The organism is Bacillus sp. PK3_68, assembly GCF_003600835.1.
Classification (GTDB): domain Bacteria; phylum Bacillota; class Bacilli; order Bacillales; family Domibacillaceae; genus Pseudobacillus.
This window is the reverse complement of sequence record NZ_NQYC01000001.1, coordinates 2,312,156-2,327,899: the sequence shown is the minus strand read 5'-3', so window position 1 is coordinate 2,327,899 and position 15,744 is coordinate 2,312,156. Positions and strand designations below refer to the sequence as shown.

The 15,744-nt window shown below is 39.5% G+C and carries 7 protein-coding genes; 6 read left to right on the top strand and 1 reads right to left on the bottom strand.

Annotation, left to right across the window (positions count from 1 at the left end):
• Positions 1-256: 256 nt before the first annotated feature.
• Both CJ483_RS11910 and CJ483_RS11905 read left to right on the top strand, forming a co-directional pair.
• Positions 257-4,387 carry a S8 family serine peptidase gene (locus tag CJ483_RS11910; RefSeq protein ID WP_120035210.1) on the top strand — a complete coding sequence of 1,377 codons (4,131 nt, stop codon included), beginning with the start codon at positions 257-259 and terminating at the stop codon, positions 4,385-4,387.
• A gap of 638 nt (positions 4,388-5,025) precedes the next feature.
• Positions 5,026-9,486 (top strand): InlB B-repeat-containing protein, encoded by a 4,461-nt coding sequence (locus CJ483_RS11905; RefSeq protein WP_120035208.1) that lies wholly within the window; start codon positions 5,026-5,028, stop codon positions 9,484-9,486.
• A 429-nt stretch (positions 9,487-9,915) separates the two neighbouring features.
• Here the strand turns inward: CJ483_RS11905 and CJ483_RS11900 are convergent, their stop codons facing one another.
• Positions 9,916-10,383, bottom strand: a complete 468-nt coding sequence (locus CJ483_RS11900) for a competence protein ComK (protein ID WP_120035206.1) — start codon at positions 10,381-10,383, stop codon at positions 9,916-9,918.
• Between the two features lie 395 nt (positions 10,384-10,778).
• On the opposite strand from CJ483_RS11900, the gene CJ483_RS11895 reads away from it, so the two are divergent.
• The 4 genes from CJ483_RS11895 to CJ483_RS11880 all read left to right on the top strand — a co-directional run bounded on the left by CJ483_RS11895 (position 10,779) and on the right by CJ483_RS11880 (position 15,730).
• Positions 10,779-12,413 (top strand): S-layer homology domain-containing protein, encoded by a 1,635-nt coding sequence (locus tag CJ483_RS11895; RefSeq protein ID WP_120035204.1) that lies wholly within the window; start codon positions 10,779-10,781, stop codon positions 12,411-12,413.
• A gap of 105 nt (positions 12,414-12,518) precedes the next feature.
• Positions 12,519-12,692: a superinfection immunity protein gene (locus CJ483_RS11890; RefSeq protein ID WP_120035202.1), complete on the top strand. Its 174-nt coding sequence runs from the start codon at positions 12,519-12,521 to the stop codon at positions 12,690-12,692.
• A gap of 253 nt (positions 12,693-12,945) precedes the next feature.
• Complete coding sequence (locus CJ483_RS11885; RefSeq protein ID WP_120035200.1) at positions 12,946-13,668, top strand: SH3 domain-containing protein; 723 nt, start codon at positions 12,946-12,948, stop codon at positions 13,666-13,668.
• Between the two features lie 226 nt (positions 13,669-13,894).
• Positions 13,895-15,730 carry a WG repeat-containing protein gene (locus CJ483_RS11880; protein WP_182917033.1) on the top strand — a complete coding sequence of 612 codons (1,836 nt, stop codon included), beginning with the start codon at positions 13,895-13,897 and terminating at the stop codon, positions 15,728-15,730.
• Positions 15,731-15,744 lie beyond the last annotated feature (14 nt).

Below are 15,744 nucleotides of genomic sequence, written 5' to 3'. Positions count from 1 at the left end.
TAAGTTGTTAAAATATTTAGAGAAAATTAGGTGTTTACTCTGTAGATATTTAGCAACTGGGTATGTTCATATAGTAGTTTAAAAACAGAGAGCTGTTTATCAGCTCTCTGTTTTTATTTATTGATGACCATTCTTTTATATACTTGTCGAAATATTTATTAAATAAAAAGAAACTAGGGCTAAAAGTAATAGATATATATGCCGATATATAAGTAACTTTAAAGCTTTTATTCCTAATGGAAAGAGAGGAAAGGCAGTGAAAAACATATATTCAGCGGCATTAGCGGGAGTACTTTTGTTTTCTGCATTTTCTGTAGGGGCCAGTCCGGTCAAAGCAGAAGAAGAGAACACAGCAATGGATAAATTAAAAGAAGGAAACGCGCATTCTTTATCTTTGCCGGATCGAGAGAAGAAAAAGCAAGAGAGCGTTCCGGGAGAGTTGATTGTTCAGTTTAAGAAAGGAATGAAGCCGGAAAGTGTCTTAAAGACTCATGGCCTCAAAGTAAATAAGAAGGTTAAAAATAAGAATGTAGCCCTCGTTACATTTGATGCAAAAAAACAGACGGCCAAAGGGCTAATGAAGACTCTTACCCAGGATAAGTCGATTGCCCATGTGCAGCCTAACTATCAGTATGCGGCAGCGGGATTCACAAATGATTCTTATTCCAATGAGTTATGGGGATTAAATAATACAGGACAGACAATTTTAGGGCAGACAGGTAAGCCTGACATGGATATTAACCTGCCAGAAGCTTGGAATTTCATTAAGGATAAACATTTGCAGGAAACAGTGGTTGCTGTGATTGACACAGGAACAGACATTAATCATCCAGATTTGGCCGATAAGATATGGACGAATGAAAAGGAAAAGAACGGCCAGCCTCATGTCGATGACGATGGCAACGGGTATGTAGATGATATTCATGGCTGGGACTTCTTTAATAATGATAATACTGTCTATGATGAAGAAGATGGGGACGAACATGGAACGCACGTATCCGGCACCATCGCAGCAAGCATGGATAATGCACAAGGAGTTGCCGGCATTGCGCCGAATGCTAAAATTATGCCGCTTAAATTTCTTGGTCCCGATGGCGGGTCAACGTTTGATGCCATTCAAGCCATTGAATATGCGCAGAGTATGGGAGTGAAAATTTCCAACAATAGTTGGGGTGGTGATGATGGCACTGCGGGAGATGCATTAGAACGGGCGATTGCTGATTCAGGAATGTTATTTGTTGCGGCCGCTGGAAATGATGGGCGCAATATTGATTCGATGCCTTCTTATCCAGCCAGTTACAAGAGTGCAAATATCCTTACGGTAGCAGCGGTTGATAATCAAGGGAGACTAGCGGGCTTTTCTAACTATGGCAAGTCGTCAGTCGATGTGTCAGCTCCTGGCGTATCAATATTAAGTACAGTTCCTCATCGTGATCCCGTTTCTTTGCCCCGCCTCGGAGCAGGAGTAGAAGTAAAAGGAAGCAATTACAAAGCCATCGTCAATGGGTTTGGTTTTGAACATATCGCCAGCCTTACAGAGAGAAAAGCGGCTTTTCAAAAAGCAATGAATTTCTTGGGAGACAAATCGTCTCCAGTACTGTTAGTGGATGATGATGAATCAGATGCGGATATGGGCTCTTACCTATCTATTTATCAAGAGTTATTAAAGTCTCTGGGTTATACGTATACAACTCAAACAATCAATCAATCAGAAAATGGACCAGATGCCAACACGTTAAAGAAATATAAAACAGTCATTTGGTTTACCGGTGATGCTTATGGGACAGCTGATGAATTTCCTTTGACCAGCACAGATACTTATTCCTTGGAAACGTATATGAATGACGGGGGCAGCTTGCTGCTTTCAGGTCGTGATGCGATTTGGGGCAATGAAGAAAGCTCATTTGTTACCGATATGTTAGGGATTCATGTCATCGATGAGTTTTACGCCGGTGACGTAGAAGGCGTGAGTGGAACAGCCTATGAATCTAGCAATTACCAGGTTCGTTCTATTCCTTATGCTGATTTTTATTCTTCGCTAAATCCAGCAACGACAAAAGTGAATTTAGAATATCCAGAGAGAGTCATTAGATTTAATGAATATGAGTACAATAATGGAACGTCAATGGCTGCTCCACATGTCACAGGTGTTGCTGCTTTAATGATGGGCGTCCATTCCAGCGGTACACCTGCAGAAATAATGAATGCATTAAAAACAACTGGCAAGGCGATGACATCAGGAGGAGCTTATGTTGCTAGCGGAAAATTGATTGACGCCAAGAAAGCATTGGAAGCCTACTTGCCTATTGAAATTATCGCAGTGAATGAACTGTATGACAGTTCTCAGTATGTTGAAGGGGACATCGGTGCAAAAGCAAAAGCGAAAGTGACAGTGAAAGTCAACAGTACTGGTAAAGTAGTTACCCAGGATACTGATGCGGCGGGCCACTTTAAAATTAAAATTGGCTATTTGCCTGTTGGCTCAATAGTTACTGTGAAAGCAGCCATTGGTACAAAACAAACAGAAGAAAAAACAGTAGCTGTTTTAAAAGATACAGTAGCTCCTGTATTGCAAAAGGTCCTCGCTTCAGATGCAAAGGCGTTGATTGAAGGGCAAGTAAGTGAAGAAGCAAAAGTACAGGCGCAAATAGGCAGTACGCTTTTGACGAAAACACCAATAGCAACCGATGCAAATGGCAACTTTAAATTAGCAGCCGGCAAGTTAAAAGCAGGCGATCAGGTTAAACTTATTATTAAAGATAATGCCAAAGAACCAAATGTAACAACCGTTGAGACTGTAGTAAAAGACGAAACAGCTCCGGTAATCGGAAAAGTAAATCCTGTCTACAATACTTCCAATTACATTGAAGGCAGTGTAAATGAAGCAGCGACAGTTAAAGTTTCTGTCGTCGATTCAAAAGGAATTGTTCAAAAAACACTTGGAACAGCAACAAGTGAAAATAATTCGTTTAAACTTCAACTTGTAGAAAAATTGCCAAAAGGCACGAAGCTTTCTTTAGAGGCAACAGATACAGCACAAAATAAAAGCAAATTAACGAGTGCAGCGGTAATAGAAGACCGTATTCCGCCTAAGCTGCTTTCACCGCAAACTATTGTTTTGACCGATAAAGGTGAGCAAGTGATGACCGGCCAATTAAGTGAAGAAGGCCGGGTGGAAGTAAAGGTGGGCGAGAACAAGATTAAATCAGTTACGACAGATAAAGACGGAAATTTCACAGTTACATTGCCACAGCTGGCTGCTAATACACCGATCACTTTTATCTTCTGGGACAGCGGCACAGCCAAGTCTGAGAAAAAGGTTACGGTGACGGATGGAACCAATCCAGTTATTCAAACAAACTCTATTCAGCCAATCTATGAAACTTCTAAATATGTAGAAGGAAAAGTGAGTGAAGCCGCTACAGTTACAGCTTTGATTGATGGAAAAGTAGTCGGTACAGTTAAAACGGATGCGACCGGACGATTTAACATGTTAGTGAATCGCAGAGCTCCAGGCACACAGATTACATTAATGGCTAAAGATTTGGCTAAACCGAAAGCATTGGAAAGTGCACCAGTGACTGTCACAGTGGAAAAAGATACATTAGCTCCTCAACTGCTTGCTGACACTATTAAATTGAATGATGCCAGCTCCCTTTTCGAAGGAAAAGTGAGTGAAGAAGCAAAAATTCATGTGCAGATTAATTCACTGCCGATTACGAAAGCACCGGTTGCGACAGATGGACAAGGCAAGTTTAAAGTTACTGTTGGAAAGTTACCGGCTGGAACAAACGTAACGGTTACTATAACAGATTATGCCGGGTTGAAAACGGAAGAAGTTGTCACTGTTCAAGATAAAACAGCTCCTGTTCTGGGAAAAGTAAATCCGATTTACCATACATCCAGCTTTGTGAGCGGTAAGGTATCCGAAAGAGCGTCAGTCAAACTTTATCGGGTTGATACCCGTCTTCAGATTGTTGAAGAACTGGGTGAAGTATTATCAGATGAGGAAGGTAATTTCACCGTTTCTTTACTAACTGAACTGCCTGTCAACACGAAGGTGATGGTAAAAGCAAAAGATCAAATGGGCCAGGAAAGTAAACCAGCCTATACGAATGTATTAAAAGACACGGCTGCCCCTGTTTTTTTGATTATGCCTGTAGTAAGCGAGAAAACGACGGCCATTTCCGGTAAACTGAATGAGCCTGGAACGGTTGTAGTGAAAGTAAATAACAACGTAGCAGGTGAAACGGCTACGAATGAAGATGGCAGTTTTACGATCCAGCTGGATAAAGCGTATGCAGCTGGCACAAGAATAACAATGGAAGCAAAGGACAAGGCAGGAAATAAAAGTTCTATAGTTGTTACGGTAAAGAAAAGTTTGTAAGAGGAATTTGTAAATAAAAAGAAGCCATTTTATAAAATGGCTTCTTTTTTGGATAGCAGATGATCAGGCAAGGAAATAGTAGGATATTTGTCCATATTTCGTTTATTTTATTAATAGTAAAAGATATCCATAGGCTGAAGAGCTTTCGAAAGTAAGGAGAAAACATTCTTTTAGTTCGAATGTTTATATTAAAAATTAAGCTCTATAAGTGAGTTCTTTTCCTTTTAATAAAATTAATAATCCGGAAACGCTTAAAGGAAAAATGTTGAACTTAAATCTTAAAATCTCTTAAGGTTATATGAGGGCACGTGGATTCCTTTTTTCAAAATAAAAGGCGTACATAAATCATATATTTATAGCTTAAAGGATGGATAGGATAGATAAAGTCATTGGGAAATATAATTTCTGAATATTTATTTTTTTCACAAATATTAGGTCTTATGTTGTATAATAATATCAAAAATTTGAGTAATCCATGTATAAGTTTGGCGAAATATCCATTCAATACGGGTGTATGAGGTGATCCAGGCAAATCGCTTTCTCATTTTAAATTGTATCTATCAGAAGAACGAGAGGTAGCCAAATAATTAGGAAGTTAGTATTAAGCAGAAATTAATAAAAGATAAAGGAGAGAGTTAATGAAAGGAAAGAAGGAAAGCTCATTTTCTATGAAAGCTATATTTGTGGTTTTTATTATGCTCATACAATTAGTCAGTTATTTTCCGGCTCAATCAGCTGCAAACAGTGCTGATCATACATCATCAGATGAAAATACGATTAAAGAAACAATGATTCACACTTATGATCAAAATACGTGGGCCTTTAATACGTTGGCGAAGGGACCGAATGGAGAAATTTATCTCGCTCATAAAATAAACGCTAGTGAAATTGCTATTAAAAAGTGGAACGGCAGTGACTGGGTACTTTTAACAAGCGTCACAACATCTTTAACAGGGGATACAAGTTTTAGTGATTCATTAGATTTAGCTGTGGACTCGGATGGCAAACTTCACTTAGTTTTTAAGCATGAGAAAGGGTCAGGGGTAGAAAGCCATCGTGGTGTAAAATACGGTGTATTCGACGGAAATGCTTGGTCGTTCCAAGAAATCGAAGCATATAGCGATTCAAGGGGATGGAAAAATTTTTATGATCCAGCGATTGCGGTAGATAATACTGGCAAAGTACATATAGTTTATATATACGACTATGCTGAAAATCATGATCATTACTTAAAGTACGCCTCAAATTCAACAGGCTCTTGGAAGATAGACACTTTGGCACAAGGGTCTGGGGGAACTGGTGAAATACATGATCCGGATGTTGCTATTGATGGAAGTGATGCAGTGCATATCGCTTATGTCAAAGAGGATAATCAGAATGATTACTATGGCAATTACTACTACACAAGTAAAAAAGTTTCTGATTTAAGCTTTCCGACAGCACAAAAGTTAGTTGATGCAGTTTCTGAGGCAAAAGATTATCGTTATACACCTTTAACATTAGATGATGGTGGGAATGTCTATTTTGCTTATTATCCAAACTATAATTCAGTAGAGAATTTTCAATCGACTACCGCTTATATCCATTCAAATAAATCAGGGAGCTGGAAGCGGGAACCTTTGTATATAGAGTCTAACAGAATACTTTATTCATTAGACCTTTACGCTAGCGGCTCAGATGTATACGGGTTAGTAGAATCATGGGCGCCGGACTGGTCAAATGGCTATTTTGTTGCCTTGAAAAATGATGGAGAGCATTGGATTGTCGGCAATAAGACAGTTCAGCCTGCTTTAGTTGAGGATTATGCTGAGGAGTGGACGTATTTAGTCGATACTCAAGGTAACTTTATAATGGTACTGCTGCATGGGGAGTTAAAGAAAATTAGCAGTTTGACTGGCACAAGTAAGGATTTTGGATTAGTTCCAGCAGCAGCTACGCACACTGTCAGCTACGATGGAAATGGTTACACTAATGGCACTATTCCAGTTGATACCAACGCTTATGAAGAGGGAGAATCTGTTACCATTTTAGGCAATACAGGAAATCTTACGAAGAATGGTTATGTATTTGCAGGTTGGAATACAGAGGCTGATGGTAGTGGCATTGATTATGAGCCTGATGCTACATTTCAGATGGGGACCAATCATATAATATTGTTTGCAAAATGGGTACCAGAGCTGTCAAAAAACGCAGATCTATCTAACATACTAGTTAGCAACGGAACGTTGTCACCCGTATTCTCTTCCGGAACAACAAACTATACAGTGAATGTGGCAAACAGTCTAACATCTATAAATATCATGCCTACTGTCGCACATAGCAAGGCAGCAATAACTATAAATGGATCTAATGCTACAAGTGGAAATGCCAAAAATATACCTCTTCATGTTGGTGAAAATACTATAACTGTGATAGTAACAGCGGAAGATGGAATATCAACAAAAACATATAGTGTTACAGTAACAAGAGCGGCAAGCAGTAATAATGATTTATCAAATCTTACTGTTAGCAAAGGAGAACTTTCTCCTAATTTTGCATCTTCTATAACTTCCTATACAGTTACCGTTGAAAATAATGTTAATTCTATTGATCTTACTTCGACAACTGCTGATAGCACAGCAACTTTAACAGTAAATGGTAACCATACAGATAATAGTTCACCAGTTTCTATTCCCCTAAATGTAGGGGCTAATACAGCGACTATTATCGTTACAGCGCAAAATGGAGAAACAAAAACATATCAAATTATTATTACGAGAGAAGCCCCATCGGATGCCGAGCTTGCTCAAAGAGATAAAGATTCTCTTTCAATCGGTTATAGAGACGGGGATAGTCAAACAAGTGTAACGCAAAATGTGACATTGCCGGAAAGTGGAGACAATGGATCTGTTATTAAGTGGACAAGTTCTCATGCTGATTTTATGTCCAATCAAGGAATCGTCACACGTCCTAAATTTACTGAAGGCAATCAAACGATTACGCTGACAGCAACAATTACAAAGGGAGAAACTACTCTCACAAAAGTATTCACTTTGACAATGCCAACTCTTGAAGGTTACACGGTCACATATAATGAGAACGGAGCTATCTCAGGCAGTGTGCCGGGGATAGAAAAATATGATCCAGCTCAAAGTGTTGCAGTTAAGGAAAACTTAGGTTCTCTGATTAAAACGGGCTATACATTTACTGGTTGGAATACAAAATCCGATGGAACCGGTATAGCCTACAAAGCTGGCGATAGTTTTACAATTGAGCAAAATATAACTCTTTACGCACAATGGAAACTTAATCAATATACGGTCACATTTAATGTAGATGGTGGTACATCTATTGAGTCTGCTGTAGTTAATCATGGAGAGACTTTGATTAAACCACTGGATCCCAGCAAAACGGGCTATACATTTGCAGGATGGTATAAGGATTCTCAGTTAACAGATGCCTATCATTTTGACAGAGACACTATTACACAGGATACAACTTTATATTCAAAGTGGGATATTCAGTCTTACAAGGTAACTTTTAATGTAAACGGAGGATCGGCTATAGCGTCTTCTTCAGTTGTTTATAACAACAAGCTTGAGAAACCTAAAGATCCAAAACGTCCTGGTTATGTCTTCGCAGGCTGGTACAAGGATGAAAAATTTAAAAATAAATTTATTTTTGATACATTAATTACGGACGATATGACGCTCTATGCTCGATGGTCTTCAAACAGCGGTGGTGGTAATCCAACTCCTTCTCCAGTCACAGAAGAAATTGTAGTTGATGTTGTATCGGGTGATAAACTGCTTGTACAAACACCGATCAAACGAACAACTGCCCCAGATGGAACTGTAAGAGACGATGTAACGTTTACAAGGGAAAAGGCAGATGAATCTATTAGCAAGCTTAATAATACAATAGATAAAACAGCGCGCATTGTTATTCCTGATTTAAATGATCAGGTATCTGAAACAATGATCAATGTTCCACAGTTAGCAATGAAAGCCTTAGAAAACGGAAAAGCAAGTTTAGAAATTCAAACGGAGAATGCTCGCCTGTTTGTCCCAGATGCATCGATTTCTGGTTTTGTGGATGACTTATTCTTCCACATGGTCCCTGTAAAAGATGAAGCAGGACATAATGCAATCAAAGAGTTGGCAAAGCAGGAAAAACTCGTTCGCGAAATCACTAATGGCAATGTATCAACGATTAAGATACTGGGTCGTCCAATGACGATTGAAACGAACATGCAAAATCGTCCGGTAACGATTACGATCCCATTGCCAGCAAACTTGCCGCAAGAAGTCATCAATAATATGGCCATCTTCATTGAACACAGCGATGGGACAAAAGAAGTGATTCAGGGAAGTCTTGTTGAATTTAAACCAGGCAAGCAAGGGATTAAATTTGATGTTCAGAAGTTCTCAACATTTACTGTGATGTATATGGAGGGTGCGGCAGACTACTTTTCTCCAAATAAAAAAGGTGAACATGAATTATATATTCATGGTTTCAAGGATGGAACCTTCCGTCCTGATGAAACCGTGACACGTGCGCAAACCGCAGCCATGCTGGTACGTAATTTGGATAAAACATATAATGGAACATCATCTTATACAGATACAAAAGGGTCATTTGCATTCAAAGAAATTGAAATGGCTCGCGAGGCGGGGATTATTTTTGGTTTCAAGGATGGAACCTTCCGTCCAGAGCAGCCCATCACACGTGCACAGATGGCGGCTATTGCCAGCCGTTGGGTAGATCAAATGTGTAAAAAAGAAACAGATTCGACACTGTGTCATCCAACAAAACCGGCTATAAACTTTAAAGATGTGCCAGCGGATCACTGGGCAGCAAAAGCGATTGGCCATGCCAGTAAAATTGGTATCATCAATGGGTTTAGCAATGGTTTCTTTAAGCCCGAACAACCCATCACACGTGCGCAAATTGTAATAATGCTCAACCGGCTATTTAAACGCGGCCCACTGCATGAGGTCAAAAAACAAACGTTTAAAGATGTGAAAATGGATCATTGGGCATTCAAAGAAATTGAGGAAGCTGCGACAAACCACAAGTATCAAATAAACAAAGATGGAAAAGAGATTCTTGTTCCATAAGTATAAAAATCAATCAGATAGAACACTTTTTATCTTCTAATAAGGGAAGATTGATGAGAAGGAAAATGAGTGGTATAAAGTAAAAAAACATTCCTGTATTGAATGAATACAGGAGTGTTTTTTTATGGTTAATAAACTATTCTTTCTCACTATCGACTGAAGAGAGGCCGACTAAATATTTGCTTTGATATTCCAAGAGTATAAAGGTATTCAATAATTAAAGCGATTTTCCTTTCTTCAAAGTGTTTTGTATGTATGAATGAACGTGGTCTTTGAAAGGATATATTTTAATTCTTGCTGAACAGGCAAATAGAGTCAAAAAATTCTCTTAGTTTGTCTTTCATACAAGCAGGATTGCGAAATTTTGTGATGGATATCGGCTAACAAGATAATCACTCTCCAATTCTATTTTTACACCAACTTATTTCATTAAAAAAGAGTAGCTGTCATCCGCTGATAGTAATTAAGACAATTAGCGGTCCGTTCCAGCTGATTTTTGAAGATCCGCAGTGAACAGTTAAGTGGCAGCTGTATGCCATTATTGAAGGTCACGATCAGTTTGCCGTTCTTCATTTCATAGGATTGTACGTGGTAGGGCAGGATCCAGGGGCAGCCGTATTTTTGTGGCGATGTGATTGGAAAAGCACAAATGCGCTGGTTGGGGCAAATAAGCAAAGGTGTCTTTTGGACGTAATCAAGCAGCTTGCGGACGGGCTTCAGCCGGCCTTCATAAGTGGAGAATCTCTTAATACAAGCCTCTTCAAGCAAGGACTTGACGGTCTGCTTTGTGTAATAAATGCCGTTTACATCATAAATAATCGTGTTGTACTCTAGATGATATTCTTCGACGAGAGCCATGGTGTTCATTGAAATCTCATAATTTTTCATTATATTCATCAATATAACCCCCTTCTTAACAATATCCTCTTCATTATAACAAACTGGTATATTTTTACTAGTATAAAAACATCAAATATTTTGAAAAAAATACATAAAATACTTTTATCTAAGTAAATATACGTATTCTTTTTATTTCGACATCATAGCAAATTAGCAGTTAAATAGCTCTTTTTCTTTTATTGGTGTAAAAGTTTATCATTTTAAAGAAAATAATGGTAAGAAATAGAAGGCATTTGCTCATCTTGTTGATTTATGTTGAAACTTTTTTCATTTCATTAGGAAGAATATTCGATGCAAATCCTCAAAATATTTCGTATTGCAAAATATCCCTACTAATGTAAAATAATCTTGTTAGTTAAAAAGAACTAGTATAAAAGTTCGGGAGGGATACGATGAAAAGAAATTTTGCTGTTTTTTTTGCTTTATTGTTTATGGTTGTGCTTTTTCAGGCAGGGCCCGTTTCTGCAGCCCAGAATGAATTTGGACAGGCATACAGCGGAACGCTTGCAGATACGAATACCGAGGATCGCTATACATATACATTGACCCATTCGGGTACGTTTACGATCGATTTGCAATCTTATCTTGGAGCGGTGTCTATCGAAGTAGTAGATGAAAATAACAAAGAAGTATTTTCTCACAGCGTGCGCGGTGGAAAACCTGATAATCCAGCTAAGGAAAATTATGCTGTCGATTTAGAAGAGGGGAGCTACACCGTTATTGTTGAACGATACTCTTCTTCCTATAACGGAAGCTATCGAGTCACGGCTGATTTTGTAAGCTCACAAGCGAATGAAATGGAGCCTAATAATGGAACAGAGGCTGCCCAAAAAATTACGTTGCCTCATGAGCCGGTTACTGGCTTTCTTAGCTGGAATGATGCTGAGGATTATTATGAATTTGACGTAAAACAGGCTGGGAAAGTAACCATTCAGCTAGATTCTTATCTTGAAGCGGTTTCCTTCAGCCTAATCAATCACACAACAGATCAAAGAGTGTGGGATAATGCGAGCGTTCGGGAAGGAAAACCGGAAACACCTAAAAAGGAATTTTTCACAGTTTATCTTGAGCCAGGCAAGTATTACGCGAAAGTGAGCAAGTATTCATCCAGCTACACAGGGAAATACAAATTAAAGGTCTCGCACACAGCAGCCGGCAATACAGAAACGGAAGGGAACAACGGGACAGTGACTGCCCAGCCATTTCCAAGTACCGGTACGGTAAAAGGGCTGATCAGCTGGAACGACCGCGCTGATTATTACAAATTGCGCGTAAAATCCCCTACGAAAGTAAATATCAAAGCAAGTGCATTTTTCTATTCGGAAGTGTTGCTGCTTGACGAAAATGGAAAACAGCTCGACCGGGTAACTACGTATAATGGAGAGGAAGACAATCCTCATACACAAATTATCACGTATAGCCTGACACCTAATAAAGATTATTTTGTGAGCGTCGGCGGCTACTATTCAAATTCTCAAGGAGTCTATACACTAGACATTCCTGAATTAAAGCCGGTGACAGTTCAGTTTAAGGATGTCTCTTCTGCTTATCGGCCAGCTGTTGATTATTTAGTCCGCCACCAAATTACAAATGGCCTGTCTAAAACAGAATTCGGTGTTTCCAAAAACATCAGCCGTGCAGATGCGGCTGTCTGGTTGGCAAAAGCGTTGAATTTAAATACAGAAACAGCTAGAGACTCAGGGTTTGCTGATGTGCCAGCAAGAGCCGTTGGCGCGGTAAATGCTTTGAAAGAAGAAGGCATTGTTGGCGGAAAAACAGACACGAGATTTGGCGCGTATGATTCGTTAACACGCGGTGAAATTGCAATTATCTTACAGCGAGCGTATCAGCTGTCCGGAAACGGCTCTTCTTCTTTTACGGATGTATCTGACCGGTACAGAGACGCAGTAGATGCCCTTGTAGCTAATAAAGTGACAAATGGTATTTCTGCTAGATCCTTCGGTGTGTCCCAAAAATTAACACGCGGCCAGTTAGCGATTTTTCTGTACCGTTTATCAACAAAATAATGCATAAGGATTAGAAAGGACTGTTTGAAGTCAGTTAATCCCTGACTTTGAACAGCCCTTTTTTAGTAAGGCTAGTCAAATAAATAGGTTGAGGGAGATAGAATCATGTCGTTATTTCTTGTTGCATTCATTGCTTTATGCTTTTATTTAATTCCTACGATTATCGCTTTTATAAGAAACAAGCGAAACAAAGTAGCGATCTTCGCATTAAATTTTTTCCTTGGCTGGTCTCTTGTTGGCTGGGTCGTATCGCTCGTATGGGCGTTAACCCATGACTAATACAAAGGGGGACAAAATCTAATGTTGTGTCAAACTTTGTTAAAGAAGAATATTGTTTTTCACTAGTTGGTTGTAGCAAAAGGCGTTAGCCTGCAGAGAAAATCAATAAACAAATATAACGGAGCCTTTTTCAAAGGCAAGTGAAAAGATAATGAATCGAAAACTAAAAAGCGTGAAAATAAAGAAAGATTAATATTTACTTAGATAATTAGTACTAGTAAAATAGAATTATTAATTTTAAGGGGGAGAGAGAATGGGGATAAGCAAACAAATAAAGCGAGCAGTTCTGGCTATGCTGATGACTGCCTTGGCTTTCTCAATTATATTTTCATCTAATGTAGAAGCAGCGGGGACAAAAACAGGGTATGTGGATATTAAATCAGGGGTTCTCAATGTTCGCAGCGGTCCAGGCGGCAGTTACAAAGTAATAGCAACCTTAAAAAATAACACGAAGCTGACGATCTATTCACAAACAAAGAATGGTTGGTCAGAAACAAGGGTGAATAACAAGAAAGGGTATGTTTCCACCGGATATTTGCGTTTTTATAGTCAGATGTCTAATCAAGAGGCAAAACGGATTACAGACCGGGCTATTGGCACAATGGACAAACTGAGCTATGAGCGCTCTTACACGAGAAAGCAAATCCATTCTGTTCTAGCCACTAGCTACACGGCTTCTTATATTGATGCACTGATTAAATACGACATGTGGCCGACAGGCAAAAAAGATAAATATGGCAACCCTTTATATGAATGGATTGCTACAGACTTTCCAGCCTTCAGAATATGGGGATTTGACTGGTATGCTCAAGACGCACCCAAACCTCCAACCGTTACATATTACACAAAAAATGGCGCTCAATACTTAAATGTGTATCAAAATAGCGAAGATGATATGTACGAATACGAGCAAAAGCTCTTTTTGATTAAACAATATTCGAAATCGAGCTGGAAAATATATAGTTACCAGTGGTAAGTAGTATAGCAGCCTGTAGAGAAAAGGATAGCCGATAATGGGTTGCTGAGAAACAAGCGGAGGGACTCCCTCCGCTTGTTTAGCGTATGAAATCAATTTGAAAGACATCGAATGGAAAGAATCAAGCTTTTAAAGGATCATACTTTACGCCAAAGTATACAAGGACAGCAAAGCAGAGAATTCTTCTGGTTCACCGCTTTAAGTAAAAAATAGGATGTGGGATGAAATGAAACGGTTGTATGTAGCATTAGGAGCTTTTCTGCTACTGGGAGGATGTGGAGAAGAGGGATCGAGCGCTTCTCATTCAGGCAGTCAAGTGAAAGGTGAACAGGACAGAGCGGGAGCAGAACGGCTGCCTGTTCCCGTGCAATTAGATACAGGAAATCATTATGTGAATGGAAACGGCAAAATCGCCATATCGGGGCCATTTGACTCTGCCGCTCCGTTTTCGAACGGACTGGCTCAAGTATCGAAAGGGGGAGATACGTACTTTATTAATAAGAAAGGAGATGAAGTTTTCACGTCCAAGTATGAGGCAGTTGAACCTTTTTCTAATGGCTATGCGCTCATTTCAGCAAATGCCGGTAAAGATGAGACGATGCCCCGTTATGGATATATAGATAAGAAGGGGAATCTTCAGATTCATCCAGTATACTTTACTGCTTCCTCTTTTTCGGAAGGGCTCGCTCTTGGAGTGTATCCTAATGATGCCGAGGAAGAGTGGGAGGTCCATTTGATTGATACGAATGGAAATATGAAAAAGCTGCCGAACCTGTCTGCAGGAAATACAACGACTGTTTTGCCTTTTAGTGAAGGGCGGGCCGTTATTCTTCCAAGCCAGTATGCCCACGCTTATTTAATAGATAAAGAGGGGAAAATCCTTTCCCAAGACACCTACCAAGTCATTCAATCATTCCACAACGGCTTAGCTCCAGCGATGATTCTAGATGAAGCTACAGGTGAGGAGCACTGGGGCTATATTGATAAGCAAGGAGAAAAAGCGATACCTTTTCAGTATGATGATGCACTTGAATTTGGCAATCAGGCGAGCCTTGCTCAATCAGGCGGTTCCTGGGGGATCATCAACAAAAAAGGCGAGTGGATTAAAGAGCCGGCATTTGAATCAGCCTCCACTTTCTCGGATGGGTTAGCAGCAGTAAAGATAGACGGAAGATGGGGGTATGCAAATGAGGCAGGAGAAATGGTGATCTCTCCTCAATTTACAAGTGCTGAGCCCTTTCGAGGAGGATTGGCAGAAGTAACAGTCGGACAAAACACAGGTTACATTAATTCTAAAGGGAAATATGTAATTAAACTAAGCGACTTGCCGTCAGAAAAGACAAAGGAGCAAGAACCGATCAGCAAAGAAGAAGCGGCAACACGGCTTTATCAAGAGTTTAGATTAGCTGAGTCTAAATATAAAGTTTATTTTGAAGGAATGACAGAAAAGGGAAACTACCGCTTTTGGGTTCATGAGTTTGTTATTGACGATTCAAAAACAGGAGAAGGACATACTGCGACGTACGGCTTCTTTGATTTTAATCCTTATACAGGAGAGTATCAAAACATTATGGATAGGGAAGAGGAGTCAGCAGTAGAGAGGGGCGATACCGATTCAAGAGTCGTTACCTCAGAAGGAGGCACACAATTTGATGCCGGTTATTTTTCGATTGACTGTCCTGAACATTTCCAAGCAGAGCCTTCTTATCCGTATGAAAATGACGAAGGCTCGGGTTTTGAAATGGTTACGTTTGTGGCAGAACATTCACCGGTTTCCTTCTTCGCTTTCGCAGGATCAGCAGAAAAAGATCCCGAGGAAATAGCGTTAAATCCATCACTGGAGACATTAAGTGATGTAAAGAATGAAAAAACGGAAAAGGCTCACGTTCAGTGGTATCGAATAGATGCAAACGACCAATCATACACGCGTGTCTATGAGCGAACAGTATATCCCGACGGCTCACAAGTAATCGTAGGGCTGAAGTTTCACAGCTGGGACACATATGAAGAATACAAAGATCAATATTTGGAATTTAAAAAGTCCTTTAAAAAAAATAATTAAGGCAAGAAAGATTC

What these genes read in the sequence shown, in the direction of transcription:
- CJ483_RS11900 (WP_120035206.1), bottom strand. Translation starts at nt 10,383, where the DNA reads ATGAATATAATGAAAAATTATGAGATTTCAATGAACACCATGGCTCTC.
- CJ483_RS11885 (WP_120035200.1), top strand. Translation starts at nt 12,946, where the DNA reads ATGGGGATAAGCAAACAAATAAAGCGAGCAGTTCTGGCTATGCTGATG.
- CJ483_RS11895 (WP_120035204.1), top strand. Translation starts at nt 10,779, where the DNA reads ATGAAAAGAAATTTTGCTGTTTTTTTTGCTTTATTGTTTATGGTTGTG.
- CJ483_RS11890 (WP_120035202.1), top strand. Translation starts at nt 12,519, where the DNA reads ATGTCGTTATTTCTTGTTGCATTCATTGCTTTATGCTTTTATTTAATT.
- CJ483_RS11905 (WP_120035208.1), top strand. Translation starts at nt 5,026, where the DNA reads ATGAAAGGAAAGAAGGAAAGCTCATTTTCTATGAAAGCTATATTTGTG.
- CJ483_RS11880 (WP_182917033.1), top strand. Translation starts at nt 13,895, where the DNA reads ATGAAACGGTTGTATGTAGCATTAGGAGCTTTTCTGCTACTGGGAGGA.